Genomic DNA, 25,408 nt, shown 5'->3' with positions numbered 1-25,408 from the left:
CCAGCCCTTGTGTCCTCGCCGATCCGTCCTAGCCTCCGGCCATGGCATTTCTTTCAAGTCGCCGCAGAAGGGCCCGCCTCGCTCCGGAACTGGACGACCAGGAGCTGGGCAAGCTGCTGAAGTCTCTCGTGGCGACCTCCAGGACCGGCACCTTCGGGACCACCGAGCTGTGTGTGGCGCAGATGTCCCGGCTCCTGGAGCAGGACCCGGGCGACTGGGACCGCCGGGCGCATCGCATGGATGTCCTGGCGGGATACCTCACCGGATCCCATCTGCCGCGGTCCTGGGTCGCTCGGGAGCCCCGCAGTGCGAACGCGCTCGTCCTGCACGCCTGGACCCAGGTGGCGCAGGCCCGCACCCAGGGGCGCCTGGAAGACCCCGCCGACGCCGTTGACGCCTGTCTGCGGGCTGCCGAGCTCGCTCCGGACGACCCCACTCCCTGGGTGGTCCTGCTCGCGGTGGCACGCCTGGAACGCCGTGAGCAGTCCCAGGTATTCGGGGTGTGGAACGAGGTGCTCGCCCGCGATCGCTGGAACCGCGAGGCGTATCTGAGCATGCTGGCCTACCTCAGCCCGCAGGAGGCGGGATCGCGTATCCAGGTCCTGGAGTTCGTGGACAGCCTGGGCGCCCGCATGCCCGCCAACGCGCCGTGCGCCGCGACCGAACTCACCGCCCAGGTCCTCCAGTACCACTCGATCCTCGACCGCGGCGGATTCGAGGCACTGGTCGCACGCAACCACTGGTCCCAGGCGATGGCCGCGCAGGCCCTCGACCGCGTGGCCCACACATGGGGCCAGCCCGGGTTCCTCCGCCACGCCAAGGCACTGGCCGACCTCAACCTCCTCGCCTATGCGCTGATGGCCGCGGACCGGCGCGCCGAGGCGCGTTCCGTCTTCGAGGCGATCGGTGGTGTCGTCACCCCATGGCCCTGGCAGACCGGAGGCGACCCGGTGGCCGAGTTCGACCAGACACGACAGAGGGCCGGCGCCGCCCTGTGAAGCCCTGGGCAGCTGCGCCCGTGTCTGACGTCGTGTCGGTTCAGGCGGCTTCAGGCGGGGCGCGAGGAGTACGGCCGCGCCGGACCGGCCCCGTCCCCCGGCTCGGCGGCAGTCTTGGGTGCCGACCGGAAGCCGTCCCGAGCGGGCTGAGGGCCGAAGCACCTCAACGGCGCTCAGGTACGGTCACGACGGGGCGAGGGGAACACGGTCACTGGGCGGCGTCGGGCTGGGGCTCCTCCGCGTTCGCCGCCGCCGGCTCCGAGCCGGTGGGAAGGGTGTAGAAGACGGACGAGCCCTGCTTGGTGCGCTGGGCGCTGTTGCGGGCCACGAGGTTCTCCAGAGTGGTGCGGATGACCTTGGTCTGGATCGACCGGTCGGGATGTGCTTTCTCGAGGGCCTCGGTGACCTCCGCGGCGGAGCGCGGCTCCTGCTGGTCCGCGAGGTGGCGGCGGACGAGCTCGACGAGCGTGGGCTGAGCCGCCTGAGCGGCCGCCTTCTTCGCCGCGGGCTTGGCGGCCGTGGTCTTCGTCGTCGCGGGCCTGGACGCCGCGGGCTTCTTGGCGGACCGCTTCCGGGGCTCGGACTGCTCCTTCCCGGACTCGGGCTGTTCCGCGGTCGCCTTCTTCGCCGCCCGGCGTGTGCCGGAGGTGGCGGTGGTCTTCTTCCGCGGGCCGGGCACCACGGCGCCGTCCGTGGTGGCGGATGCGCCCACCGAGGTCACACCGAGTGCCTGCTGCATGCTCGTCAGAATGGTGTGATCATGCTGCAGGGACGTCAACTGCTCCTGCAGCGCCACGATTTCGGCGGAGATGCGCTCCTGTTCCTTGACGTTGCGCTCGAGGTCGCTGGTCACCTGGCTGACATACTGCGAGGTCAACTCGGTGACGGGGGTGGTGGGCTCAGGCATCTGTCGCTCCGAGGGTGTGAGTGGGGGTGCGCTCCTTTGCCTCCGGTGCGGCAAGCGGGGAGCGGGAGTTGTACTGCGGGTTCCCCGGCAGAGCGGGGAGGTTTCCTGCGGGGGTGTCCCGACACATGGATGATACGGCTGGGCCAACGTGTTTCTACTGAGTGAACCCTGTGCGTTGCGCGGAGGTACGGGTCGCGTCGATCCGGTGCAGCCGCAACTCGCCGCCAGAACCGCGGCTTCGACGAACTTCCGTCTCTCCGGTGCGGGCGAGCGCGCGGCACAGCCGATCGATGGCCGACGGCGGCCGACACCCGCAGAATGCCGCCATGGGATCCTTCATCTCGTACGACGGCGCCGAACTCGCCTACCGCGTCTCCGGGACCGGCAAGCCCCTGGTGTGTCTGCCCGGCGGACCGCAGCAGTCGACGTACCTGGGCGACCTGGGCGGGCTGTCCGCGCACCGCAAGCTGATCAGGCTGGACCTGCGGGGTACCGGGCTGTCCGCCGTGCCACAGGACCTGGTTTCCTGCCGCTGTGACCGGCTCGTCGACGACGTGGAAGCCCTGCGCCGGCACCTGGGCCTGGAACGGATGGACCTCCTCGCGCACAGCGCCGGGGCCAATCTGGCCGTGCGGTACCTCGGCCGCCACCCCGAACGCATCGGCCGGCTCGCTCTCATCACACCGAGCGTCAGGGCCGTCGGCCTGGTCATCCCCGACCGGCTCCGGCGCGAGACCGTACGGCCACGCCGGGACGAGCCGTGGTTCCCGGGGGCGTTCGCGGCGCTGGAGGCGATCGGGGCGGGTGCGGTCACGGCCGAGAACTTCCGGGCCATCGCACCTTTCTCCTACGGTCGTTGGGACGATGCGGCCCGGGCCCACAAGGCGGCCGAGGAGGAACAGCTGGACCCGGGCATCGTGGCCGCGTTCGGCGCCGAGGGCGCGTTCGACCCGGACGCCGCCCGCGCCGCGCTCGCCCGATTCGATGCACCGGCGTTGCTGCTCGCCGGTGAGGTCGACCCGGGCGCCCCGCCGCCCGCGGTGGCCGAGTTCGCCGCCCTGTTCCCGAACGCCGAACTCGTCGTACAGCCCGGAGCGGGACACTTCCCATGGCTGGACGATGCCGAGCGGTTCGTGGCGGCGACCGCCGGGTTCCTGCGCGAAGCGCCGACCCGCTAGCCTCACGATCATGGCGGACTGGGAGATACGTCCCGCGTCGGCGGCGGACGTCGAGGCGGTGGCCGAACTGCGGGCCGTGGTGCTGAGGGCGGATCTGGAGCGTCTCGGGCGGTACGACGCACACCGGGTGCGCCAGCGGCTGCGGGACCGGTTCGTGCCGGCCCACACCCAGGTGATCGAGGTGGGCGGAGTCTTCGCCGGATGTGTGGCGCTGCGGCCGGCGCACGACGCACACTGGCTGGAGCACTTCTACCTGGACCCGGACCTGCAGGGCAGGGGCATCGGATCGGCCGTGCTGCGGATGCTGGCGGAGCGGTGCGACCGGGAGGCCACCCGGCTCCGGTTGAGCGTGCTCCGGGGCAGCAACGCCCGCCGGCTGTACGAGCGCCACGGCTTCACCGTGGAGAGCGAGGACCCGGTGGATGTGTTCATGCTCCGCGAACCGGTCTCCACCCCGCGCTGATGCCCCGTCATGAGTGCGCCGGGCGCGGCAACGCGCCCGGCGCCGGATTCCTCCCCGGAGGACAATGCCGTGCGCCGGCACAGTCCTGCGGTGCGACTCAGGCAGAGGTGCGCGACAGCCGCTGGAGGACGTCCACTGCCTGCTCGGCGTCGTCGTAGGGCACGAAGAGGTGGTCGTGGTGGAAACCGGCGACCACATTGCAGCTCAGGCCCGCGTCGGCGAGGGCGCGGGACACGGCCGCGGTCAGTCCCACCGCGGCCGGCGCGGAGTGCACCCGCAAGGTGATCCATCCGGCCACGTAGTCGTACGCCATCCCGGCCGCGTCCGCCTCCGCCTGCGGAACGACGAGAGTCAGGCCCTCCTGCTCGGCGACCGTCACCACAGGGGTGACACCGGACGGCACGCCTCCCTCGGCCATGGTGAAGACATAGCGGCCCGGATTCAGCTCGGGACGCATGCCGCTGAGCAGTGTCTGCAGATCAGTCTCGCCGGTCACGGACCCAGCCTACGGCGCGACCGGCCACACTCCGGGCAGGCGAGCCGTCGGGGCGTGGGGTTTCGGCGGGTGTGCATCCGCATCGTCATGCCCCATGTGTGGCCCGGCGGCGTGGTCTTCGGTCCTCCTGCCGCGTCAGATGTGCGGGGGTGCGCCGGCGGTCGTGCCGTCGCTGATGTGCAGGACCGCGTCCACCGCGCCGAGCGTCGCCCGGTCGAGCGGGAAGTAGCCCTGCCTCGGGTGTGTGTCCGTCCGCGTGCGGGCCGACGGGTCCGCGGCGGCCGGTTCCAGGCTCCATGTGGTGATACGGCTCTGCAGGCGGCCCTCGTAGGTGTCCGGAGCGGGGTCCTGGAGTCCCAGAGTCGCACTGCGGCCCAGGCTGCCGGCCACGCAGACGTACCGGTCGCCCAGCAGAGCGGCCACGATGGCGCCGGCACCGGACCACTGCGCGCCGAGGTCCCCCGGGCGCCAGGCACTCGCGTTGCGCTGCAGGTGGAAATTGTGCGTGAACACCAGCGTCGAGCCCCGGTCCTCCTCGATGGCTCGTATCTCCAGGAGGTTCTGGGCCATGAGCGCGTCACGGGTGGCGAGCAGGCAGGCTTCCCGGGAACCCGGTTCGAGGGGCTGGGCCGACTGCTTGTGGTAGCGCAGCAGGCCCAGAGCGGCAGTGAGATGTGTCCTGGTCCTGAACCAGTCCTCGCGGGACGTCGCCGCCATCAGCTCCGGAGCGCGTCCGTGGAGCGCGAGGTGCATGTCGTCCGCGATCAACCGCAGCCGCTCGGCCTCGGCTGTGGCGCCGGGTGACATGGTGTGGTCCAGGACCGCCTCCGGCCGGCTCCACCGTGTGTCCTCGCCGGTGAGTGCCGCGAGATCGAGGTCGAGTCCCAGGTAGTCACGGGTGTGTTCCAGATAGGTCCGGGGGCTGGGTGCGCTGAAGTTCTCCAGCGGCGCGTCGAAACCGTGGAAGGCCAGGCGTTCCTCGGGCGGCCGGTTCCGGTTGTAGTCGCGCATCCAGCTGACCAGCCGCCTGTTGGGATCCTGGTCTCCGAAGCCGTGGGAGAAACCTTCACGCATGACCGCGTCGAGGTTTCCGGTTCCCTCCTGGACGTAGTCGTTCACGGTGAGGGCTGCCACGCGGTCGGTCTCCAGGGCGATCGACCGGAAGCCACGGTCGGCCAGCTGGGCGAACAGTTCGTTGCGGATCCGTCCGAAGGCCGGTTCCTGGTGGGTGGGCTCCCCGAGCGCCAGAAGGTCGCATGCGGAGGTCACGAAGTCTCGGATGTCCTGACTCATGAGCCTCAATCGTATCCTTGAAAGAACGGTTGAGACTTCGGAGAGCTGTTGCGCTCACGGAGGTCTTTTTCAAGGGTGAGGCCTGGGATAAAGTCTCAACCGGTGAGCACCTTGCGACCGACCGACCTCGCACGCGAGCACGGCATCTCGACCCAGGCCGTACGCAACTACGAGCGGCACGGATTCATCCCGGCCGCCGAGCGCACCCCCAGCGGCTACCGGATCTACACCGAGGTGCACGCGGCAGCACTGCGTGCCTACCTCTCTCTGGTCCCCGCGTACGGGTACGCCGCCGCCGGCCAGATCATGAACGCCGTCCACCGGGACCGACGCGACGACGCGCTGACGATCATCGACCGCGGCCACGCCCAGCTGCTCCGCGACCGGGACACGCTGGAAGCCGTGCGCACAGCGGTGAATCACCTGACAGCGGAGTCCCCGGCCGCCCCGGGTCCGGCCCCGGACGACCGAACCCGAACCGTCGGCGAACTGGCGCACCAACTCGACGTCACCCCGGCGACCTTGCGCAACTGGGAGAGCGCCGGAATCCTCCGCCCCGCCCGGGACCAGGCGACCGGATACCGCGTCTTCCACGCCGAGGACATCCGTGACGCCGAACTGGCGCACCTCCTGCGGCGCGGGGGTCATCTCCTCGACCACATCGCCACCGTGGTCCAGCAGATCCGCACGGCCGGCGGCACGGACGCGCTGGCCGCCTCCCTGGACACCTGGCAACGAAAACTCACCGACCAGGGCCTCGCCATGCTGCACGCCGCCACACGTCTCAGCGCCTATCTGACCCACCTCGACAGCGCCGACGCGGTACCCGACTCGCCGGCTCCGGCTGGACCGACGCGGCCGTGATCAACGCCGGGGACGGCACCCCAGTACCCCGCCCAGGGCGACGGGGCGGCCCGCGGGTGCCCGCTTCTCTTCCGGGCCGTCAGCCGGAGGTCCTGTCAGGCAGCGGCGGCAGAGGCCTGGAAATAGTGGCCCTTGTCGAGGTCCGCGAGGAGGCCCGGCTGCGTCGGCTCCCAGTCCAGCAGTTCGCGGGTCAGGGTGCTCGACACCGGGACGTCGAAGCCGAGGAATCCTGCCAGCCAGGTGAAGTGCTCGGCCGCGGCCTCGGGAGCGAGGGAGGCCACCGGTACGTCGAGGTGCCGGCCGATCACCTCGGCGACGGCACGGATCGTGACGCCCTCCTCCGCGGCACCGTGCAACACCGATCCGGCCGGGGCCCGTTCGACCGCCAGGCGGAAGAGATGCGCGGCATCCAGACGGTGGACGGCCGGCCAGCGGTTGGCGCCGTCGCCGATGTAACCGGAGACCCCCTTCTGGCGGGCGAGGGCGACCAGCATGGCCATGAAGCCGTTGTCTCCCTCGCCGTGACAGGTCGGCGACAGCCGCACCACGGACGAGCGGATGCCGCGCGCGGCGAACCCGAGCACCTCCTGTGCGGTGACCGCCCGGATGGTGACCGGGGAGCCGTCGAACGCGGGCATGTCCCGCTCGGTCGCCACCCGCCCGGGCGCGAGGCCGGCCATGCCGGAGGCGAGCACGAAGGGCCGGCCGGTCCCGGCGAGCGCTTCACCGAAGGCGTCGACGGCGCGGCGGTCCGCCTCGGCGGCGCCCCGGAAATCGCCGCTGAAGGCGATGTCGTGCTGGAAGGCGAGGTGGATCACCCCGTCCGACGCGGCGGCCGCGTCCTGCAGCACAGCGAGGTCTTCGACGGTGCCGCGGACGACCTCGGCTCCCGCCGCGGTGAGCGCGGCGGCGGAGGCGTCGGAGCGGGCGAGCCCGACGACCTGGTGTCCCGCCTCGATGAGTTCGGGTACGACGGCGGATCCGATCCAGCCGGACGCGCCGGTGACGAAGATGCGCATGGGAAGGCCCCCACCACTCGATGTCAGTGACTGTCATAGACGCTACACCTCATGTCAGTCCCTGTCATCACGTAAGATCTCCCCATGGGGAGATGGCAGCCGGACGCGCGCGGACGCCTGGCGAAGGCCGCACTGGAGCTCTACGCCGAGCGCGGGTACGAACAGACCACCGTGGCGGAGATCGCCAAGCGTGCCGGGCTCACGGAGCGGACCTTCTTCCGGCACTACGCCGACAAGCGCGAGGTGCTGTTCGCCGGCGCCGGTGAGCTGGAGGATCTGTTCGTGCGGGCGGTCGCCGGGGCTCCCGGGTCCGCGGCGCCGCTCGACGCGCTGACGGTCGGACTGGACGCCGTCGCGGAGATGTTCGCCGACCGGCACGAGTTCGCCCGTCGGCGGCATGCCGTGATCGCGGCGAACGCGGAACTCCAGGAGCGTGAGCTGATCAAGCTCGCCTCGTTGGCGGCCGCGCTCGCCGGCGCCCTGCGCGGTCGCGGCGTCGCGGAGCCGACCGCGAGCCTCGCCGCCGAGGCGGCCGTAGCCGTCTTCAAGATCGCCTTCGAACGCTGGATCGCACCGGCCGAGGAACGCCCGATGCGACAGCTGATCCGGGAGTCGCTGACCGCACTCAAGGCTGTGACCGCGGGCGCGTAGGCGACGCGCGGCCACAACGGCGGTCTGGGCGGATTGACGTTCCGGTAACGATCTCCCGATTTTCGGCACGCGCTTTCATGGAACGTACATACGATCCTCCTCATGAACAGAGCTGTGAAGATCGGCCTCGCCGGTACGTGCACCGCGCTGCTCGCCCTCGGGGGAATCGCTACCTACAACATCGTGCATGGCCTGACCTCCGGTTCAGCGGGTGACGACACGACCAAGGAAGCACGCGGTTTCGACCCCTCGGCGGTGTCGAGTACGCCCCCGTCGGGTGCCGAGGCGGAGAAACTGACCCGAGCGTTCCTGGACAGCTGGTCCCAGCAGCACCTGGACGGCGCGGCAAGCGACACCGACATACCGGACACCGCCTCCCAGGCGCTGCGCGACTACGCCGACGGCCTGCACCTGAAGAAGCTGTCGTTCGATCACATCCTGGCCGCAGGACCCTCGTCCGTGACGCCGGGGGCCACCAAGGTCACCTTCGACGTCACCGCCGAGGTTGCGGGCGGCACCTGGAGCTATCCCAGCGCGGTGGCGGTAAGGAAGAGCACGAACGGCCAGCTGGCGGTCCACTGGAACAACTCGGTGCTCCTTCCGGGCCTGGGCGACGGCCAGTCGCTGACCGCGGGCAAGCTGCCGGCCGGCTCGACCAGCGCGAAGGTCGTCGCGAGCGACGGAAAGACCGACCTCTCCCACTTCCCGTCACTGCGGGACGTCGCGGCGACGATCGGCAAGAACGCGAAGCCCGCCGGCGGCACTCCCGGTACGGGCGTGGCCGTGGTCGACGGCGGCGGCGCGGGCGTGAAGACCCTGAAGGTCTTCAGCAAGGGCCGGCCGGCGACCGTCAGGACCACCATCGACGCCGGCCTCCAGACGGTGGCCGAACGCGCCGTGAAGGACGCCCACCTTCAGCAGAAGCCCGCCGGGACCGTGGCGCTCGACTGGCGCAACGGCCACATCCTCGCGCTGGCGCACACGGGTGACGACGGCGACATCGCCATCAACGGCATCAAGTCCCCCGGCTCCACGATGAAGATCATCACCTCGGCGGCCCTCTTCGACAAGGCGGGCCTCACCCCGAGCAGTGCCGCACCGTGCACGGACTCCCTGATGGCCAACAGCCAGCTCTTCCACAACGACTCGGGCGTGCGGCCCAACCCGGGCGCCTCCCTCGCGCAGGCGTTCACGGTGTCCTGCAACACCTCCTTCATCAAGGACGGTTTCCACCACCTCGTGCACGACGGCGACGCCTCCGCCCTGCACGACGAGGCCGTGAACGTCTTCGGCATGGGCAGCTGGTCCATCGGCGGCGGCGTCGCCACCACCGACCCGAGCATCCCGGCGGACGTCCAGGGCGGCGACCAGGCGGCCCAGTTCATCGGCCAGGGCAAGGTCACCGCCACGCCCCTGTTCATGGCGTCCGTGGCGGCCACCGTCCGCAACACCGGCTTCGAGCAGCCGGTCATCCTGCCGGGACAGCACCAGGACACCGCGCCCCGGCCCATCTCCGCTCGCACAGCCGGCTATCTGCAGTCGATGATGCGCAACGTGGCCACCAGCGGTACGGCGGCTCCGCGACTGGGCGGACTGGCGGGCGTCGGCGCCAAGACCGGCACCGCGGAGGAGGGGGACCACACCAACGGCTGGCTCACCGCGTACAACTCCCGTATTGCGGCGGCAGCGCTGGTCGAAGGCGGCAGCTCCGGTGTGGACTCTGCCGGATACGTGGTCCGGCGACTGCTGACCGGCAGCTGACGGCGCGCGTCGCCCGCACCGGGGCCGGGCCGGGGCTGTGTCCCGGTCCCTGTGAGCGCCGATGAGCGTGCACGCGGGCGCGCCGGATCGGGGGCGGCGGGTCGGGGGTGCCGGACTTCCGTCACCCCTCGGCGCCCTCACCCCTCACTCGGTCACGAGGGCGAGCGTGAAGCCGTCGTAGCCCTTGGAGCCCACCGTCTGGAGTGTGGTGGCGGTCAGCCGGGGGTGTCCCGCGATGAGTTCGGTGAAGCGGCGGACGCCCTGGACGCGGGGGTCGTCGCTGCCCGCGTCGGTGACGGCGCCGTCGCGCACGACGTTGTCGCCGACGATGACACTGCCGGGCCGGGTCAGCTTCAGGGACCACTCCAGGTACTCCGGGTTGGAGGGCTTGTCGGCGTCGATGAAGACCAGGTCGAACGGCCCCGCGTCTTCGGCTGCGAGCCGGGGCAGCGAGTCCTGGGCCTTGCCGACGCGGACGTCGACGACGTGCTCCAGCCCGGCGCGGGCGATGTTGGCGGTTGCGACGGCGGCGTAGTCCGGGTCGCTCTCCAGCGTGACCATGCGGCCGTCCTCCGGAAGGGCGCGCGCGAGCCAGATGGTGCTGTAGCCGCCGAGGGTGCCGATCTCCAGGATCCGGCGAGCGCCCTGGAGCCTGGCGAGCAGGTTCAGCAACTTGCCCTGGTTGGGAGCCACTTGTATCGCCGGGAGCCCGGCGGCGTCACTGTTCTCGGCTGCCGCGAGCAGGGCGTCGTCCTCCTCCACGAGCAGGCCGTTGAAGTAGTCGTCGACTGCGGTCCACGTCTGCTGAGACACGGTAGGTTCCCTTTCGGTACTCACTAAGTTCCGAAAGGGAACGTACTAGGGGAGTGCGTCGGCCTGTCAATGGCTTTCCTGGAGTCCCGGCAGTTGAGGCGCCGCGGGCCGCCTGGCTCGGCACGGCTCGTCCCGGCACCGGGCCCGGCCGCGGCGCGTGCCGTCCGGGCGGCCCGCCGGCCGGTCGGTGGCGAGCGCCACGAGAGCGCACTATGCATGGGCATGCGGAATGATGCATACTCTTCCTATGTCCAAGGTCCTCACTTCCCTTCCGGTCGGCGAGCGCGTCGGTATCGCCTTCTCCGGCGGCCTCGACACCTCGGTCGCCGTCGCGTGGATGCGCGACAAGGGTGCCGTCCCGTGCACCTACACCGCCGACATCGGCCAGTACGACGAGCCCGACATCGCCTCGGTGCCCGGCCGCGCGACGACCTACGGTGCCGAGATCGCGCGCCTGGTCGACTGCCGCGCGGCCCTGGTCGAGGAGGGGCTGGCCGCGCTCGCCTGCGGCGCGTTCCACATCCGCTCGGGCGGTCGTGCCTACTTCAACACCACGCCACTCGGCCGCGCCGTCACCGGGACCCTCCTGGTCCGGGCGATGCTCGAGGACGACGTGCAGATCTGGGGCGACGGCTCCACGTTCAAGGGCAACGACATCGAGCGGTTCTACCGCTACGGCCTGCTCGCCAACCCGCACCTGCGCATCTACAAGCCCTGGCTGGACTCCGACTTCGTGACCGAGCTGGGCGGCCGCAAGGAGATGTCCGAGTGGCTGCTCGCGCACGGCCTGCCGTACCGCGACAGCACGGAGAAGGCGTACTCGACCGACGCCAACATCTGGGGCGCCACCCACGAGGCCAAGACCCTGGAGCACCTGGACACCGGCGTGGAGACCGTTGAGCCGATCATGGGTGTCCGGTTCTGGGACCCCTCGGTCGAGATCGCCCCCGAGGACGTGACAGTCGGCTTCGACCAGGGCCGTCCGGTGACGATCAACGGCAAGGAGTTCGCCTCGCCGGTCGAGCTGGTCATGGAGGCCAACGCGATCGGAGGCCGGCATGGTCTCGGCATGTCGGACCAGATCGAGAACCGGATCATCGAGGCCAAGAGCCGTGGCATCTACGAGGCGCCCGGCATGGCGCTGCTGCACGCGGCGTACGAGCGGCTGGTCAACGCGATCCACAACGAGGACACCCTCGCCCAGTACCACAACGAGGGCCGCAAGCTCGGCCGCCTGATGTACGAGGGCCGCTGGCTGGACCCGCAGGCGCTGATGATCCGCGAGTCGCTGCAGCGCTGGGTCGGCGCGGCGGTCACCGGCGAGGTGACGCTGCGGCTGCGGCGCGGTGAGGACTACTCGATCCTCGACACCACGGGCCCGGCGTTCAGCTACCACCCGGACAAGCTGTCCATGGAGCGCACCGAGGACTCCGCGTTCGGCCCGTCGGACCGGATCGGTCAGCTCACCATGCGCAACCTCGACATCGCGGACTCCCGGGCGCGGCTCGAGCAGTACGCGGGCCTCGGCATGGTCGGCACCGAGCACCCGGCGCTGATCGGCGCGGCCCAGGCGGCCTCCACCGGTCTGATCGGCGCGATGCCCCAGGGCGGTGCCGAGGCGATCGCCTCCCGCGGGGAGGTCTCGGAGGAGGACGCGGTCCTGGACCGTGCCGCGATGGAGTCCGGCACGGACTGATACCGCCGACCGCCCCACACCCTTGGGCAGCGGGCCCCGTCGGATTCCCACCGGCGGGGCCCGCCGTCGTACGACGAGAGAGGCCCGCCGTCATACGGCCCCCGCCTCGTACTCTGTGTCCCGTGCCGTCTCCCCGTCTGCAACGCGTCGCCGTCCTCGTCCTCGAAGGCGCGAAGCCGCTCGACGTCGGGATCCCCGCGCAGGTGTTCACGACGCGGGCCAGCATGCCGTACGAGGTGCGGGTGTGCGGGGCGGCCCCCGGGCTGGTGGCGGGCGGTGACGGGCTGTCGTACCACGTCGCCCACGGCCTGGACGCGCTGACCTGGGCGGACATCGTCTTCATCCCCGGGTACCGGTTTCCCGACCGCGAGGATCCGCCGCGGTCCGTCGTCGACTCGCTGCTCGCCGCCCACGCACGGGGCACGCGGCTCGCCGCCATCTCGACAGGTGCCTTCGCGCTCGCGGCCACGGGTCTGCTCGACGGCAAGCGGGCGACGACGCACTGGCACTACGCGCGGGCCCTCGCGGCGAAGCACCCGCTCGTCCGGGTCGACGAGAATGTGCTCTTCGTCGACGAGGGCAGCGTCCTGACATCGGCCGGTGCCGCCTCCGGTATCGATCTGTGCCTGCACATCCTGCGCACGGACCTGGGGATCGCCGTGTCGAACCACGCGGCACGGCGCCTGGTCGCCGCCCCCTACCGCAGCGGAGGTCAGGCCCAGTACGTGCCGCGCAGTGTGCCGGAGCCGCTCGGTGAGCGGTTCGCCGCGACCCGTGAGTGGGCCCTGCACCGCCTCGGCGAGCCGCTCACCCTCACGGTGCTCGCCCGGCATGCCGCGGTCTCCCCGCGCACGCTCTCCCGGCGCTTCGTGGAGGACACCGGGTACACGCCGATGCAGTGGGTGATGCGCGCCCGTATCGACCTCGCCCGCGAGCTGCTCGAACGTTCGGAGCGCAGCATCGAGCAGATCGCCGCCGACGTCGGCCTCGGCACCGGCACGAATCTGCGGACGCACTTCCAGCGGATCCTCGGCACCACCCCGAGTGAGTACCGGCGCACCTTCACCCGGGGCGAGTAGCCGCCCGGCGGCCCGCTGGCGCGATCCTTGCGAACCATGGCGCTTGCGACACGGTCATGAGCGCGGGCGGCACGCGACGCTGGTGACGCACCGAAGGAACCAGCAGAAGCCGGCAGAAGCTCGCAGGAACTCAAGGGACACCACTCATGACTCGCATCGCCATCAACGGTTTCGGCCGCATCGGACGCAACGTGCTGCGCGCCCTGCTCGAACGCGGCAGCACCCTCGAGATCGTTGCCGTGAACGACCTCACGGAACCCGCCACCCTGGCACGGCTGCTCGCCTACGACACCACAGCCGGCCGGCTCGGCCGTCCCGTGACCGTCGACGGGGACACCCTCGTCGTCGACGGCCGTCGCATCACCGTGCTCGCCGAGCGGGAGCCCGCGCAGTTGCCGTGGGCCGAACTCGGAGTGGACATCGTCCTCGAGGCGACCGGCCGCTTCACTTCGGCGAAGGCCGCCCGCGCACACCTCGACGCCGGTGCGCGCAAGGTGCTGGTGAGCGCGCCGTCCGACGGAGCCGACGTCACCCTCGCGTACGGGGTCAACACCGACGCGTACGACCCGGCCCTGCACACGATCGTCTCGAACGCCTCCTGCACCACCAACGCGCTCGCGCCCCTGGCCGCCGTGCTGGACGAACTCGCCGGGATCGAGCACGGGTTCATGACGACGGTGCACGCCTATACGCAGGAGCAGAACCTGCAGGACGGTCCGCACCGGGATGCCCGCCGGGCCCGCGCCGCCGCCGTCAACATCGTGCCGACCACGACGGGCGCGGCGAAGGCGATCGGCCTGGTGCTGCCGAACCTCGACGGCAAGCTGTCGGGCGACTCGATCCGGGTGCCCGTACCGGTGGGCTCGATCGTCGAACTCAACACGACCGTCGCACGCGACGTCACCCGCGACGACGTGCTGGCGGCCTACCGCACCGCGGCCCAGGGAGCACTCGCCGGCATCCTGGAGTACTCGGAGGACCCGCTCGTGTCCTCCGACATCACGGGCAATCCGGCTTCCTCGGTCTTCGACTCCGCCCTCACCCGCGTCGACGGCCGTCATGTGAAGGTGGTCGCCTGGTACGACAACGAATGGGGCTTCTCCCACCGTGTGATCGACACGCTCGAACTCCTCGCCGGGCAGCCCTCCCGAGAAGGCTGAGGTCAGCTGCTGGACAGGGGGGCAGCCCCCGGGGCGTCCTGGGGAAAGCCCCCCATCCGGTCGGGGGCCTGACCGGCTGTTACGGTCGAAGGGGCGGGCCGAGACTCGACGGCATGACGATTTCCCCTCATACCTCGGTCGCGGCCGAGCTGCCGGCCGCCCGTTCCCGTCCGTCCGGATCCACGGCCGGCAGCGACTTCGCCCGGCTGTCCCGGCGTATCACCGAGGCGGGCCTGCTGAAGCGGCGCCCCGGTTACTACACGGCACGGCTCGCTCTGGTGATCGCGCTGACGGTGGCGGGCTGGGGAACCTTTCTCGCACTCGGCGACACCTGGTGGCAGTTGGCGGTGGCGGCCTTTCTGGCGTTCATGTTCGGTCAGATCGCCCTGGTGGCACATGATCTGGCGCACCGGCAGGTGTTCCGGCGCGGCCGGCCGAGCGAGACATGGGGCCGGCTCTTCGGCAATCTCGGGATCGGTATGAGCTACGGCTGGTGGATGAACAAGCACACCCGCCACCACGCCAACCCCAACCACGAGGAACTCGACCCGGATGTCGCCCCGGACATCCTCGTGTGGTCCACCGCCCAGGCCCGCGACAGCCGTGGTCCGGCCCGTCTCATCGGCGGCCACCAGGCGTGGCTGTTCTTCCCGCTGCTGACCCTGGAGGGCTTCAACCTGCACGTCGCGAGCGTGCGCGCGCTGCGCTCGCCGGCCATGAAGCACCGGCTGCTGGAAGGCGGTCTGCTCTTCCTCCACCTCGCCGCGTATGTGTCTGCGCTCTTCCTCGTGCTCCCGCCCGGCAAGGCGGTGGCGTTCCTCGCCGTGCACCAGTGCCTCTTCGGCGTCTACCTCGGCTGCACCTTCGCACCGAACCACAAGGGCATGCCCACCTTCAGCGGTGACGAACGGCCCGACTTCCTGCGCCGCCAGGTCCTCACCTCCCGCAACGTACGCGGCGGCCGGTTCACCGATGTGATGCTCGGCGGGCTCAACTACCAGATCGAGCATCACCTGTTCCCGAGCATGCCCACACCCCATCTGCGGCGGGCCCAGGTCATCGTGCGCGAGTACTGCGCGGCGATCGGCGTGCCGTACCACGAAACCGGCCTGATCCGGTCCTACCGCGAGGCCCTCACACACATGCACCGAGTGGGAGAACCGATCAGGCGGCGGCGCAAGGCATCCTGACGGCGACTCCGGAGCCGACATGTGCGCCGACGGCTCGCCGTCCGCCGTGAGGACCCGCGTCAGCCCGCGCACAGCATCGCGAACTCCACGACGCCGAGCAGCGCGAGATACGCCCAGGCATACGTGCGGTCCGGGATCCGGGGCGGCCGGCGTCGCAGCACAGCGATGACGGGCAAGGCGCCGACGAGCAGCGCCCCGGCGGCACGGAGATCGACGAGGCCGACCAGGTGCAGGGGGGTGTGTCCGGCGACCGAGCCGGTGTCCGTGCCCGTCAGCGACAGCGCGGTGGCGGGGAGGGCGATGGCGAGGGTGAGGGGGTTGGCCAGCGCGGTCGCCACCCGCATCGGGTGTCCGGCGCGTCGTAGCGCGGGGACCGTCATGACGCTGCCGCCCACGCCGAGGAAGGCCGCCACCGCGCCGATCGGTGCGCCGAGGACCGCGGGCAGGGCCCGAGGCACAGCGCGGACCGCCCCGGCCTGTCCCGTGCGGGTCTGCTCCGCCTGAGCCTCGCCGCTCTCCTCGGCCGGTCCGCGCCGTCGCAGGAAGCCGGGGCGCAGCAGCAGGTCGACGATGGTGACAGCGACGTACGCGACGAAGCCCCAGTGGGCCTGGCCGGCCGGGGCGTGGCGGGTGGCGAGCGCACCGGCCGTGGCCCCGGCCGCCAGCAGGAGCAGCAGCGTGCCGCTGCCGCGCAGGGCGGACAGCACGCGCCGGGGCGTGACGGCCGTGGCGAATCCCGCGTTCACCAGCATCACCAGCGCCGAGGTGGCGGTCGCCACCCGTATCGCGTCCGCGCCGAGTGCCGCGTTCGCCCACACCACGACGGGGACCGCGACGAAGCCGCCGCCGAATCCGAACAGGACCGTTGTGACCCCGGTGAGGAGTCCGATGCCAAGAAGCGCCAAGTCGTTCACAGGGCCACCTCACCAGCCGCGACGAGTGTCCCGCATGCGATGCCCGGCACCATTCCTTCGAGATTCGGCCCCTACAGTGGCCGCGTGAAGAACGTCTCCCTGGACGGCCTCGACCATGTGGACCGGGCCGTCCTTCCCATCGGCACCGACTACCCGTCCGGCCATGTGCTCGACTGGCACCAGCACCGGCGCGCGCAGTTCCTGTACGGCGCGACGGGCGTGATGGTCGTCGACACGCCCGAGGGCACCTGGACCGTTCCGCCGGAGCGAGCCGTGCTGATCCCGGCCGCCACCCGGCACCGGGTCCGCATGCTGGAGGTGAGCACCCGAAGCCTCTACATCGAGCCGGCCGCCGTGCCCTGGTGGCCGGCCACCTGCACGGTCGTGGACGTTCCGCCGCTGCTGCGTGAACTCCTGCTGGCTGCCGTCGAATTCGAGGCCGACTACAGCCTCTCCGGCCGGGAAGGCTGCGTCGTGGCGCTCCTCCTGCACGAGATCGCCGCGCGCACCCCGCTGCCGTTCCACGTGGCGGTCCCCGCCGCCGCCGACCTCGCGTCGATCTGCCGGGAGTATCTTGCCGCCCCGGACGCCGGTGTCACCAATGCGGCATGGGCCGCGCGGACCGCCATGAGCGAACGGGCCTTCACCCGGCGCTTCCGAGCCGAGACCGGCGAGAGTCCGGCGGTCTGGCGCACCCGCGCGCGTCTGCTGGCCGCCGTGCCGCTGTTGCGTACGGCCTCGGTCACCGAGGTCTCCGGGCGCCTCGGCTACGCCTCTCCCGCCGCGCTGACCGCCGCCTTCACCCGCGCTTTCGGCATGCCCCCGTCCCGCTTCACCACGAGCCACCGCAACGGCGGCGGCACGGCCCCCAGGACCGAGCAGACCTGAGGCCGCCCGGCCCGTGGGACTTGCGGGCGACGGTGCCCACCCGGCGCAATCATCCATCGCTCAGCGTGAACGAGCCGCCTACAGCGGTGCTGTCGCCACCTCACCGCCCCCTTCCGCTCCCGATATCTCCGTACACACCGCTCGTCACGCCGTCCCCGGCGGACAACAATGTGTCCCAGAGGGAGACCGGACCGCCGGGAGGCGTCATGAGCACATCAGCTGAGCCAAGGGTGTCCGGCCTCGAGGTCCGGTCCATCGACTACGTTCCCCTGGACGAGCGGCACGGCAAGCTCTGGCATCTGGGACCGCTGTGGTTCATGTCCAACGCCCAGATCGCGACCCTGGCCGTGGGACTGATCAGCATCACCGAGGGCGGCAACCTGATCTGGTCCCTGCTGGCCATCGTCGCCGGTACGGTCATCGGCACCTTCTTCATGGCCTTCCACTCGGCGCAGGGACCCCAGCTGGGCCTGCCGCAGATGATCCAGTCGCGCCCCCAGTTCGGCTACGTCGGAGCCCTCCTGGTGTGGCTCTTCGCCTATGTGCAATACGCGGGGTTCAACGTCTTCAACAGCATCCTCGCCGCGGAGTCCCTGCACACCACCCTGCACGGCGGCGTCAAGCTGTGGGTGGTCGTGGTCACCGTGGTCGCGCTCGTCATCGCGCTGGTCGGCTACGACATCATCCACAAGGCCGAGCGGTTCCTGACGTACACCTTCCTGATCATCTTCGGAGTCTTCACCGTGGGCGTCCTCGTGACCCTGCAGTATCCGGCGGGCTCCTTCGACCTCGGCGCCTTCAAGTGGACCCCGTTCCTCGCCCAGTTCGGCGTGGTCGCCGGCTACCAGATCAGTTGGGCCATCTATGTCTCCGACTACTCGCGCTATCTCCCGCCGGACGTGACCGTCCGCAAGACCTTCTACTGGACGTACTTCGGCTCCGCGCTCGGCGGCATCTGGCTGATGGTCCTCGGTGCGCTGCTGGCCGCCTGGGCGGGCAAGGACTTCGACACCATCAAGTCGATCAACGCGGCCGGAGACAAGGTGTTCGTCGGTTTCGGCGCGGTCGTGCTGCTCTTCGCCGCACTGGGCCTGGTGTCCGTCACCGCGCTGAACATGTACGGCGGTTCGCTGACCCTGATCAGCGGCATCGACTCGTTCAAGCGGGTGCGGCCGACCCTGGGCGTACGCCTGCTGACCCTCGGTCTGACCGCCGCGCTCTCCCTGGTCGGCGCCCTGGCCGCAACCTCCAACTTCCTTGCGAACTTCAACAACTTCCTGCTGCTGGTGCTCTACCTGTTCATCCCGTGGACCGCCGTGAACCTGATGGACTACTACGTCGTGCGCCGCGGGCACTACGCCGTCGCCGAGATCTTCAACCCGCACGGCATCTACGGCCGGTGGGGCTGGCACGGCATCATCTCCTACCTGGTCGGCTTCGCCGTCATGATCCCCTTCTTCTCCGTCGGCACCCTGTACGTCGGTCCCGCCGCCAAGGCGCTGGGCGGCGCCGACATCTCCCTGTTCATCGGCCTCCCCGTCTCCGCGTTGCTGTACTGGTGGCTGACCCGCTCGATCGACGTGGCCGCCGAGACACGCATTGCCCAGGCCGAGGCGGAGGCACTGGAGCAGGCGGCCCACGAACACCGCGAACCCTGACCACGGGCCGCGCAGCGCCAGGCCGGCTGGGGGAGGAAGCCCGACGACGGGCTAGGGCAGGTCGGAGCGCAGGGCGACCGCACGGAGCAGGGCCTCCCTGCAGGCGAGGACCGCGGGGTGCCGGCTGCGGCCGCGGCGTACGACCGTGAAGATGCGGCGAGTGCGCTGCCCGCGGGGCAGTCGCCGCAGGGGCACGGTCGGAGCCCGGCCGTCCCAGACGAGGGCCGGAAGGAAAGCTGCGGCATGGTGCTGCTCGACGAGGCGGAGGTGCAGCAGAAGGTCGGAGGTCTCGAACCGTACGTCGGGTTCGAAACCGGCGTTGCGGCACAGGATCGTGGCCCAGTGCCGGGCGGCTGTGCCTTCGGGCTCCATCACCCAGGGATGGCTCTGGAGCGAGCGCAGCACCGCCAAGGAGCCCCGGAGGCCGGCTCTGTGGGCGGTTTCGGGCAGCGCGAGGTGCAGGGCGTCCTCGAGCAGGTCCTCCTGCTCCAGTTCGGCGGGCCGCGGGTTGGGGCTGCCGGGGTATTCCTCGGCGAGGACCAGGTCGAAGTCACGGGCCTGCAGGGCGGGCAGCGCCCTTTCCGGTTCCATGTGGGTGACGTGGACGCGCAGGCGCGGGTGCTGCTCGCGCAGCAGGCCGAGGGCGGTCGGGATCAGGGCCAGGGCGGCGGTCTGGAACGAGGCGATGTGCAGGGTGCCGGTCAGATCGGTCAGGGAGGCGGCGATGTCCGCCTCCGCGCGCTCCAGGCGCTCCAGGACCGCTTCGGTGTGGGCGACGAGGATCTCGGCCTGTTCGGTCAGCCGCACCCGCCGCCCCACAGGTTCCAGCAGCGGGACGCCGACTTCGGATTCCAGCTGGGAGAGCTGCTGGGAGATCGAGGAGGGGGCGTAGGACAGCGCGGCGGCGACGGACGCCAGGGTGCCGCGGTGCTTGAGTTCACGCAACAGCCGCAGCCGGTGCAGGTCGAACATCGCCGGCTCACCCTCCTCGTCGCCGCCGAGGACGTCGCGAACGATCGGCTTCTCCGACGACTATAGGTCGGAAACATTCGCTGGACCGATCGTACGAGATCGACGGATCCTCTTCGTGTGTCCCAGAACCTCTCCTCCTTCCCGGCCCTGCGGTGGTGGATGCGCCCGGACGCCGGTGGCTGGCACTGTGCGCCCGCATCCGCCGAGGCACGGGCCTTCCACGCCGAGCTGCCCGACTACGTACCGACAACGCTGACGGAACTCCCGGCGCTGGCCGTCGAATTGGGGGTCGGCCGGGTCTTCGTGAAGGACGAGTCGTGCCGTCTGGGGCTGCCCGCGTTCAAGGCGCTCGGGGCGTCGTGGGCGATCCACCGCGTCCTTGCCGAGCGGGCCGCCGACGGCATCCAGCCGGACCCGGTCACCTTCGTCGCCGCCACCGACGGCAACCACGGTCGCGCGGTGGCCCGCATGGCCCGCCGGCACGGGCAGCACGCCCACGTTTTCGTCCCCCAGGGAGTGCATCCGCGGGCGGTGGCGGCGATCGTCGACGAAGGGGCAAAGGTCACCGAGGTTCCGGCGCCGTACGACGAGGCGGTACGGCGTGCGGCCGAGGCGGCTGCCGTGCCCGACGCGGTCCTGGTCCAGGACACCGCCTTGCCGGGGCACGAGCGGATCACGGAGTGGATCGTCGAGGGGTACTCCACCCTGTGCGCGGAGATCGACGAGCAGTTGGCGGCCCAGGGGGTGACGGAAGAGCCCGCCGTCGTCTGCGTACCGGTGGGCGTGGGGTCCCTGGCCCAGGCCGTCATCACCCACTACCGCAGCCGCGGCTTCGGGCCTGCTCCGGCGCTGCTGGCAGTGGAGCCCGAGGCCGCGGCCTGTGTCCTCGCCAGCCTCACCCGGGGCGAGGCCGTCGGCGTCGCCACCGGCGAGACCGCCATGGCCGGGTTGAACTGCGGCACGCCGTCGAGCCTGGCCTGGCCGTACCTGCACGGCGGACTGGACGCCGCCGTCGCCGTCCCGGACTCCGCCGCTGCCCGGGCTGCCGCCCGTCTCGCGGCTCTCGGCGTCTCCTCGGGCCCCTGCGGGGCGGCGGCACTCGCCGGCCTTCGTCTCGTGCTCACCGGAGCGGGCGCCGATGCCCGCCGTACGGCGCTGGGGCTCGACACCACCTCGGTGGTCGTGCTGCTGAGCACCGAGGGCACGGCCGCCAACCCCCACCACCTCGTGGAAGATCGCTGAGCTGCACCACCGGACCCGCAGGAAACCCGCGCCGGGTGCTCGCCGTCGTCCGGCCCGGGCCGACAAACGAGCCCCGGAAAGGCCTAACGAATACGACAAATGGGTACTTTCCGTAAAGGTAGACGCAGGCGACACACGAGTGTCGTCAGCCCGCCTCGGGGTTCCGACCAGCACGTTCACGGGCTCGGCGAGCGTCGGCTGCTGGTCCTCTGCTCTGGTCGAAGGGATGCCGGACATGAACGAGGACACGAGGAGCCTCCACCCGGAGCGGCCACTCGCGGACGGCCCGCGCCCGACGGTAGCGGGCGACCCGGCCCCACTGGGCCTGGCCGGCTTCGCCCTGACCACGTTGCTGCTCTCGATCGTCAACACCCACCTGCTGAAGGAGACCGCCGCCATCCTGCCGGTCCTGGGCCTGGCCGCCTTCTGCGGCGGACTCGCCCAGTTCGCCGCCGGTCTGTTCGAGTTCCGCCGCGGCAACACGTTCGGCGCGACGGCGTTCGTCTCGTACGGGGCCTTCTGGCTGACCTACTGGTGGCTCGCACCGCGCCTGGCACTCGCCGGTGACGCACACAACGCGCTCGGTCTGTTCCTGCTCGGATGGGCGATCTTCACGGCCTACATGGCCGTCGCCGCACTGCGGGTCAGCCTCGCCGTCCTGCTGATACTGGCGCTGCTCGCGCCCACCTACCTCTTCCTGGCCATCGGCGCCTTCCAGACGGGAGCGGAGCCGCACGCCATGACCCAGGTGGGCGGATGGTTCGGCATCGCCACGGGACTTGTCGCCTGGTACACATCGGCGGCGACCGTCATCAACGAGTCCCACGGCCGCACCCTCCTGCCCGTCGGGCCCCGCGCGCCCGGCGCGGCCCCGCCACCACGGGACGAGCGCCTCGCCTGAGACCCTGCGGGCTCAGCCCGCTCCCGGGCTCCGGTCGGACCGGCGGCAGCGAAGTATGGCGAGTGAGGTGGAAGCCCGCCTTGAACGCCATCCGCGCCGGGCTGCGTGCCGAGGAACCGGCCGTACGGGAGGGCTGCTGCCGCTTGCTCGACCACCTGGTCGACACCGAGTCGATGGGCGAACTCGTCGCCATGGCCGGCGATCCCGACGCTCGCGTCAGGATCGCCGCGTTCCACGCCCCGGCCTGTGAGGGCCCGTACACGAACGGACGCTCCCGCCCGCCTTCAGCGATGGCTCAGCACGTTGACCACCCGGCCGTTGGGATCACGGACGAAGAAGCGCCGTACACCCCACTCCTCGTCCTGCAGGGGATGAACGATCTCCGCGCCGGTCTCCCGCACGACCGCGTAGACCGCGTCCACGTCATCCACTTCGATGCTCAGGTCGGGGTTGACCGGGGCGGTCCTGTCCTGGGTCATGAAGCCGACCTGCGCCGCCGGCGTGGAAGGGGAGGCGAGCGTCATGATCCAGCCCTGGTTCATGACCTCCTCGAAGCCGAGGAGGCCGTAGAATTCCCGGCTCTCCTGCACGGCTTCCGACCGGACAACGGGCATGACACGGCGAACGGACATCGGCGTACTCCAGGTGAGAGGCGAGCCTAGCTGTGGTCGGCGAGGGCCGTCAGCATGGTCTGGGCGGTGACCGTCGCGTCGTAGTCCTCGCTCACGCCCGGAACGAGGATGATGTCCCCCTCGATGTGCCGGGAACGCAGGGGCGCGATGGCCTGGTAGGCGTCGGAGTCCCACCAGGCCCGTGCCTGGGCGATCGACGGGAAGCCGATCACGACGACGTGCCCGGGCCAGGAGCCCTCCTTCACCTCGTGCGCAGTGCCGTGCACGAGGAAGCGGCCGCCGTACGGCTCGAAGGTGGCGGTGACCCGGGCGATGTACTCGGCGATCTCCGGGTGCGGAGCGGCTTCCTGGAGGTGGGCTATCGCGTAGGCGGACATGGGGTCCTTCCCGGTCGGTCGGCTGCGGTTGTCCACCATCCTGCCCTCCGGGCGCACTGAGGGCGATGAGTTTCCACTCGTCGCCCCCGGTGTCGCGGGTGCCCCGGTGGCTGGATCGAGCCACCGATGCCATATCGCCTCATGCTCCCTGACATGGTGTTTTACAGTGGCTGGCAGCAGTTTCCGGCGATAACACCTGTGAGGAATGCGCGAACATGCCGACTGAAACACTGGAGTTTCAGGTGGAGGCCCGTCAGCTGCTGCAGCTGATGATCCACTCGGTCTACTCGAACAAGGATGTCTTCCTGCGGGAGCTCGTCTCCAACGCCTCCGACGCGCTGGACAAGCTGCGTCTGGAGAAGCTGCGGGACGACTCGCTGGACGCGGACGTGTCCGATCTGCACATCGAGATCGACATCGACAACGACGCCCGCACCCTCACCGTGCGGGACAACGGCATCGGGATGTCGTACGACGAGGTCGGGCAGCTCATCGGCACGATCGCCAACTCCGGCACCGCGAAGTTCCTCCAGGAGCTGCGCGAGGCCAAGGACGCGGCCGGGGCGGAGGGGCTCATCGGCCAGTTCGGCGTCGGCTTCTACTCCGGCTTCATGGTGGCCGACGAGGTCACCCTGGTGACCCGGCGCGCCGGCGAGAGCAAGGGCACCCGCTGGACCTCGCGCGGCGAGGACACGTACACGCTGGAGCCGGTCGACGACGCGCCGCAGGGCACCTCGGTCACGCTCCATCTGAAGCCCGCCGACCCGGAGAACCAGCTCCACGACTACACCTCCCCGTGGAAGATCCGGGAGATCGTCAAGCGGTACTCGGACTTCATCACCTGGCCGATCCGGATGGTCCCGGAGAGCTCTTCGGGCCAGGGCGACGAGACACCCGAGCCCGAGACGCTGAACTCGATGAAGGCCTTGTGGGCGCGCTCGCGCGACGAGGTGTCCGACGACGAGTACCACGAGCTGTACAAGCACATCGCCCATGACTGGCGCGACCCGCTGGAGACGATCCGGCTCCAGGCCGAGGGCACCTTCGAGTACCAGGCCCTGCTGTTCCTCCCCGAGCACGCGCCCCATGACCTGTTCACCCGGGACTTCAGGCGTGGCCTGCAGCTCTACGTCCGCCGTGTGCTGATCATGGACGAGTGCGAGGCCCTGCTGCCGCCGTACCTCCGCTTCGTCAAGGGCGTCGTCGACGCCGCCGACCTCTCGCTCAACGTGTCGCGCGAAATCCTCCAGCAGGACCGCCACATCGAGATGATGCGACGACGGCTGACGAAGAAGGTTCTGTCCACGGTCAAGGAGCTGATGACCAAGGACCAGGAGCGATACGCCACGCTCTGGCGGGAGTTCGGCACCGTCCTGAAGGAGGGACTGGTCACCGACGCGGAGAACCGCGACGCCATCCTCGCCCTCGCGTCCTTCGCGAGCACGCACCACGACACCGAGCCGACCACGCTCAAGGGTTATGCGGAGCGGATGAAGGACGGGCAGGAGGACATCTACTACCTCACCGGCGAGTCCCGGCAGAGCATCGAGAACTCCCCGCACATGGAGGCCTTCCGGGACCGGGGTATCGAGGTCCTGCTGCTCACCGACCCCGTCGACGAGGTGTGGGCCGACGCCGTCGGCGAGTACGAGGGCAAGAAGCTGCGGTCCGTCGCCAAGGGGCAGATCGACCTCGACGCCACGGGCGAGGACAAGGGCGACGGCGAGCGGGAGAAGCAGAGCGAGGAGTACGCCGGGCTGCTCGACTGGATGAAGGAGCAGCTGGCCGAGGACATCAAGGACGTGCGCCTGTCCTCCCGCCTCACCGTCTCCCCGGCCTGTGTGGTCTCCGACGCGAACGACCTCACCCCGGCGCTGGAGAACATGTACCGCGCGATGGGCCAGGAGGTACCCCGCGCCAAGCGGATCCTGGAGCTCAACCCGGACCACCAGCTGGTGAAGGGCCTGAACCGGGCGTACAAGGAGCGCGCGGACCGCACGGAACTGACCGAGACCGCCGAAGTCCTGCATGGTCTGGCGGTGCTCGCCGAGGGCGGTCAGCCGAAGGACCCGGCCCGCTTCGTCAAGCTGATGGCGGACCGCCTGGAACGCGCCCTGTAAGCCCGACCGGCCAGACGTCGGGGGGCGGGCCCCCCCCCCGGGGGGGGCGCCCCCCCCCCCCCCGCCCCGGGGGCGGGGGCAAAACCGGGGGTCCGGTGGGAATATAAAAAACAGGATGGGAATTTTTGGTAGAGTG

General features: G+C 70.5%; 24 protein-coding genes. 15 read left to right on the top strand and 9 right to left on the bottom strand.

The window, feature by feature from the left end; all coding sequences use genetic code 11:
- Nucleotides 1–41: 41 nt before the first annotated feature.
- Nucleotides 42–998: a hypothetical protein gene (locus ACIGXP_RS18575; protein ID WP_399769507.1), complete on the top strand. Its 957-nt coding sequence runs from the start codon at nt 42–44 to the stop codon at nt 996–998.
- 208 nt (nt 999–1,206) lie between these two features.
- On the opposite strand, the gene ACIGXP_RS18570 is transcribed toward ACIGXP_RS18575, so the two are convergent.
- Nucleotides 1,207–1,905, bottom strand: coding sequence for a hypothetical protein (locus tag ACIGXP_RS18570; protein ID WP_399769505.1), 699 nt, complete (start codon nt 1,903–1,905; stop codon nt 1,207–1,209).
- Nucleotides 1,906–2,231: 326 nt separating this feature from the next.
- Here ACIGXP_RS18570 and ACIGXP_RS18565 point away from each other — a divergent pair, with 326 nt between their 5' ends.
- Nucleotides 2,232–3,083, top strand: a complete 852-nt coding sequence (locus ACIGXP_RS18565) for an alpha/beta fold hydrolase (RefSeq protein ID WP_399769503.1) — start codon at nt 2,232–2,234, stop codon at nt 3,081–3,083.
- A 10-nt stretch (nt 3,084–3,093) separates the two neighbouring features.
- Nucleotides 3,094–3,546: a GNAT family N-acetyltransferase gene (locus ACIGXP_RS18560; protein WP_399769501.1), complete on the top strand. Its 453-nt coding sequence runs from the start codon at nt 3,094–3,096 to the stop codon at nt 3,544–3,546.
- 97 nt (nt 3,547–3,643) lie between these two features.
- Here ACIGXP_RS18560 and ACIGXP_RS18555 read toward each other — a convergent pair whose 3' ends face one another.
- Both ACIGXP_RS18555 and ACIGXP_RS18550 read right to left on the bottom strand, forming a co-directional pair.
- Complete coding sequence (locus tag ACIGXP_RS18555) at nt 3,644–4,042, bottom strand: ACT domain-containing protein (RefSeq protein ID WP_399769499.1); 399 nt, start codon at nt 4,040–4,042, stop codon at nt 3,644–3,646.
- Between the two features lie 135 nt (nt 4,043–4,177).
- Entirely contained in the window at nt 4,178–5,335 is a 1,158-nt protein-coding gene (locus tag ACIGXP_RS18550; RefSeq protein WP_399769497.1) for an erythromycin esterase family protein, read from the bottom strand.
- A 102-nt stretch (nt 5,336–5,437) separates the two neighbouring features.
- Between ACIGXP_RS18550 and ACIGXP_RS18545 the strand changes: the two genes are divergently transcribed.
- A complete protein-coding gene (locus ACIGXP_RS18545) occupies nt 5,438–6,199 on the top strand; it encodes a TioE family transcriptional regulator (RefSeq protein ID WP_399769495.1) in 762 nt (253 codons plus the stop codon).
- Nucleotides 6,200–6,294: 95 nt separating this feature from the next.
- Here the strand turns inward: ACIGXP_RS18545 and ACIGXP_RS18540 are convergent, their stop codons facing one another.
- The gene (locus ACIGXP_RS18540) at nt 6,295–7,218 is read right to left on the bottom strand and encodes an SDR family oxidoreductase (protein WP_399769493.1); all 924 of its coding nucleotides are present in this window, start codon (nt 7,216–7,218) and stop codon (nt 6,295–6,297) included.
- Nucleotides 7,219–7,302: 84 nt separating this feature from the next.
- On the opposite strand from ACIGXP_RS18540, the gene ACIGXP_RS18535 reads away from it, so the two are divergent.
- Both ACIGXP_RS18535 and ACIGXP_RS18530 read left to right on the top strand, forming a co-directional pair.
- Nucleotides 7,303–7,869, top strand: a complete 567-nt coding sequence (locus ACIGXP_RS18535; protein WP_399769491.1) for a TetR/AcrR family transcriptional regulator — start codon at nt 7,303–7,305, stop codon at nt 7,867–7,869.
- 102 nt (nt 7,870–7,971) lie between these two features.
- Nucleotides 7,972–9,630 carry a penicillin-binding transpeptidase domain-containing protein gene (locus ACIGXP_RS18530; RefSeq protein ID WP_399769489.1) on the top strand — a complete coding sequence of 553 codons (1,659 nt, stop codon included), beginning with the start codon at nt 7,972–7,974 and terminating at the stop codon, nt 9,628–9,630.
- 144 nt (nt 9,631–9,774) lie between these two features.
- Here ACIGXP_RS18530 and ACIGXP_RS18525 read toward each other — a convergent pair whose 3' ends face one another.
- Nucleotides 9,775–10,443, bottom strand: a complete 669-nt coding sequence (locus ACIGXP_RS18525; RefSeq protein ID WP_399769487.1) for an O-methyltransferase — start codon at nt 10,441–10,443, stop codon at nt 9,775–9,777.
- A gap of 247 nt (nt 10,444–10,690) precedes the next feature.
- Here ACIGXP_RS18525 and argG point away from each other — a divergent pair, with 247 nt between their 5' ends.
- The 4 genes from argG to ACIGXP_RS18505 all read left to right on the top strand — a co-directional run bounded on the left by argG (nt 10,691) and on the right by ACIGXP_RS18505 (nt 15,568).
- Nucleotides 10,691–12,139, top strand: coding sequence for an argininosuccinate synthase (gene argG / locus ACIGXP_RS18520; protein WP_399769485.1), 1,449 nt, complete (start codon nt 10,691–10,693; stop codon nt 12,137–12,139).
- Nucleotides 12,140–12,261: 122 nt separating this feature from the next.
- On the top strand, nt 12,262–13,218 hold the full coding sequence (locus tag ACIGXP_RS18515) for a GlxA family transcriptional regulator (RefSeq protein WP_399769483.1): 957 nt from the start codon (nt 12,262–12,264) through the stop codon (nt 13,216–13,218).
- Between the two features lie 146 nt (nt 13,219–13,364).
- Entirely contained in the window at nt 13,365–14,378 is a 1,014-nt protein-coding gene (gene gap, locus ACIGXP_RS18510) for a type I glyceraldehyde-3-phosphate dehydrogenase (protein ID WP_399769481.1), read from the top strand.
- A 113-nt stretch (nt 14,379–14,491) separates the two neighbouring features.
- The gene (locus ACIGXP_RS18505) at nt 14,492–15,568 is read left to right on the top strand and encodes an acyl-CoA desaturase (RefSeq protein WP_363219802.1); all 1,077 of its coding nucleotides are present in this window, start codon (nt 14,492–14,494) and stop codon (nt 15,566–15,568) included.
- A gap of 59 nt (nt 15,569–15,627) precedes the next feature.
- On the opposite strand, the gene ACIGXP_RS18500 is transcribed toward ACIGXP_RS18505, so the two are convergent.
- Nucleotides 15,628–16,482 (bottom strand): TSUP family transporter, encoded by an 855-nt coding sequence (locus ACIGXP_RS18500; protein WP_399769479.1) that lies wholly within the window; start codon nt 16,480–16,482, stop codon nt 15,628–15,630.
- 84 nt (nt 16,483–16,566) lie between these two features.
- Between ACIGXP_RS18500 and ACIGXP_RS18495 the strand changes: the two genes are divergently transcribed.
- Together ACIGXP_RS18495 and ACIGXP_RS18490 are read left to right on the top strand one after the other, a co-directional pair.
- The gene (locus ACIGXP_RS18495) at nt 16,567–17,370 is read left to right on the top strand and encodes an AraC family transcriptional regulator (protein WP_399769477.1); all 804 of its coding nucleotides are present in this window, start codon (nt 16,567–16,569) and stop codon (nt 17,368–17,370) included.
- Between the two features lie 206 nt (nt 17,371–17,576).
- Nucleotides 17,577–19,028 carry a cytosine permease gene (locus tag ACIGXP_RS18490; protein ID WP_363219805.1) on the top strand — a complete coding sequence of 484 codons (1,452 nt, stop codon included), beginning with the start codon at nt 17,577–17,579 and terminating at the stop codon, nt 19,026–19,028.
- Between the two features lie 51 nt (nt 19,029–19,079).
- On the opposite strand, the gene ACIGXP_RS18485 is transcribed toward ACIGXP_RS18490, so the two are convergent.
- On the bottom strand, nt 19,080–20,000 hold the full coding sequence (locus ACIGXP_RS18485) for a LysR substrate-binding domain-containing protein (protein WP_399769475.1): 921 nt from the start codon (nt 19,998–20,000) through the stop codon (nt 19,080–19,082).
- Nucleotides 20,001–20,159: 159 nt separating this feature from the next.
- On the opposite strand from ACIGXP_RS18485, the gene ACIGXP_RS18480 reads away from it, so the two are divergent.
- Nucleotides 20,160–21,242, top strand: a complete 1,083-nt coding sequence (locus tag ACIGXP_RS18480; protein ID WP_399769854.1) for a diaminopropionate ammonia-lyase — start codon at nt 20,160–20,162, stop codon at nt 21,240–21,242.
- Nucleotides 21,243–21,477: 235 nt separating this feature from the next.
- Entirely contained in the window at nt 21,478–22,143 is a 666-nt protein-coding gene (locus tag ACIGXP_RS18475; RefSeq protein ID WP_399769473.1) for an acetate uptake transporter, read from the top strand.
- Nucleotides 22,144–22,427: 284 nt separating this feature from the next.
- Here ACIGXP_RS18475 and ACIGXP_RS18470 read toward each other — a convergent pair whose 3' ends face one another.
- Together ACIGXP_RS18470 and ACIGXP_RS18465 are read right to left on the bottom strand one after the other, a co-directional pair.
- Complete coding sequence (locus tag ACIGXP_RS18470) at nt 22,428–22,775, bottom strand: VOC family protein (RefSeq protein ID WP_399769471.1); 348 nt, start codon at nt 22,773–22,775, stop codon at nt 22,428–22,430.
- Between the two features lie 26 nt (nt 22,776–22,801).
- Nucleotides 22,802–23,152: a DUF1330 domain-containing protein gene (locus ACIGXP_RS18465; protein WP_363220146.1), complete on the bottom strand. Its 351-nt coding sequence runs from the start codon at nt 23,150–23,152 to the stop codon at nt 22,802–22,804.
- A gap of 215 nt (nt 23,153–23,367) precedes the next feature.
- Between ACIGXP_RS18465 and htpG the strand changes: the two genes are divergently transcribed.
- Nucleotides 23,368–25,272: a molecular chaperone HtpG gene (gene htpG, locus ACIGXP_RS18460; protein ID WP_399769469.1), complete on the top strand. Its 1,905-nt coding sequence runs from the start codon at nt 23,368–23,370 to the stop codon at nt 25,270–25,272.
- Nucleotides 25,273–25,408: the final 136 nt, after the last annotated feature.

Origin of the sequence: Streptomyces sp. NPDC053069, assembly GCF_044546895.1 — a bacterium.
Taxonomy (GTDB): Bacteria; Actinomycetota; Actinomycetes; order Streptomycetales; family Streptomycetaceae; genus Streptomyces.
This window is presented reverse-complemented; position numbering and strand designations above follow the sequence as displayed.

Coding starts and splice junctions, on each gene's coding strand:
- ACIGXP_RS18540 (WP_399769493.1), bottom strand. CDS start 7,218: ATGCGCATCTTCGTCACCGGCGCGTCCGGCTGGATCGGATCCGCCGTC.
- argG (WP_399769485.1), top strand. CDS start 10,691: ATGTCCAAGGTCCTCACTTCCCTTCCGGTCGGCGAGCGCGTCGGTATC.
- ACIGXP_RS18465 (WP_363220146.1), bottom strand. CDS start 23,152: ATGTCCGCCTACGCGATAGCCCACCTCCAGGAAGCCGCTCCGCACCCG.
- ACIGXP_RS18565 (WP_399769503.1), top strand. CDS start 2,232: ATGGGATCCTTCATCTCGTACGACGGCGCCGAACTCGCCTACCGCGTC.
- ACIGXP_RS18475 (WP_399769473.1), top strand. CDS start 21,478: ATGAACGAGGACACGAGGAGCCTCCACCCGGAGCGGCCACTCGCGGAC.
- ACIGXP_RS18535 (WP_399769491.1), top strand. CDS start 7,303: ATGGGGAGATGGCAGCCGGACGCGCGCGGACGCCTGGCGAAGGCCGCA.
- ACIGXP_RS18485 (WP_399769475.1), bottom strand. CDS start 20,000: ATGTTCGACCTGCACCGGCTGCGGCTGTTGCGTGAACTCAAGCACCGC.
- ACIGXP_RS18530 (WP_399769489.1), top strand. CDS start 7,972: ATGAACAGAGCTGTGAAGATCGGCCTCGCCGGTACGTGCACCGCGCTG.
- ACIGXP_RS18505 (WP_363219802.1), top strand. CDS start 14,492: ATGACGATTTCCCCTCATACCTCGGTCGCGGCCGAGCTGCCGGCCGCC.
- ACIGXP_RS18480 (WP_399769854.1), top strand. CDS start 20,160: ATGCGCCCGGACGCCGGTGGCTGGCACTGTGCGCCCGCATCCGCCGAG.
- ACIGXP_RS18570 (WP_399769505.1), bottom strand. CDS start 1,905: ATGCCTGAGCCCACCACCCCCGTCACCGAGTTGACCTCGCAGTATGTC.
- ACIGXP_RS18550 (WP_399769497.1), bottom strand. CDS start 5,335: ATGAGTCAGGACATCCGAGACTTCGTGACCTCCGCATGCGACCTTCTG.
- htpG (WP_399769469.1), top strand. CDS start 23,368: ATGCCGACTGAAACACTGGAGTTTCAGGTGGAGGCCCGTCAGCTGCTG.
- ACIGXP_RS18575 (WP_399769507.1), top strand. CDS start 42: ATGGCATTTCTTTCAAGTCGCCGCAGAAGGGCCCGCCTCGCTCCGGAA.
- ACIGXP_RS18560 (WP_399769501.1), top strand. CDS start 3,094: ATGGCGGACTGGGAGATACGTCCCGCGTCGGCGGCGGACGTCGAGGCG.
- gap (WP_399769481.1), top strand. CDS start 13,365: ATGACTCGCATCGCCATCAACGGTTTCGGCCGCATCGGACGCAACGTG.
- ACIGXP_RS18490 (WP_363219805.1), top strand. CDS start 17,577: ATGAGCACATCAGCTGAGCCAAGGGTGTCCGGCCTCGAGGTCCGGTCC.
- ACIGXP_RS18470 (WP_399769471.1), bottom strand. CDS start 22,775: ATGTCCGTTCGCCGTGTCATGCCCGTTGTCCGGTCGGAAGCCGTGCAG.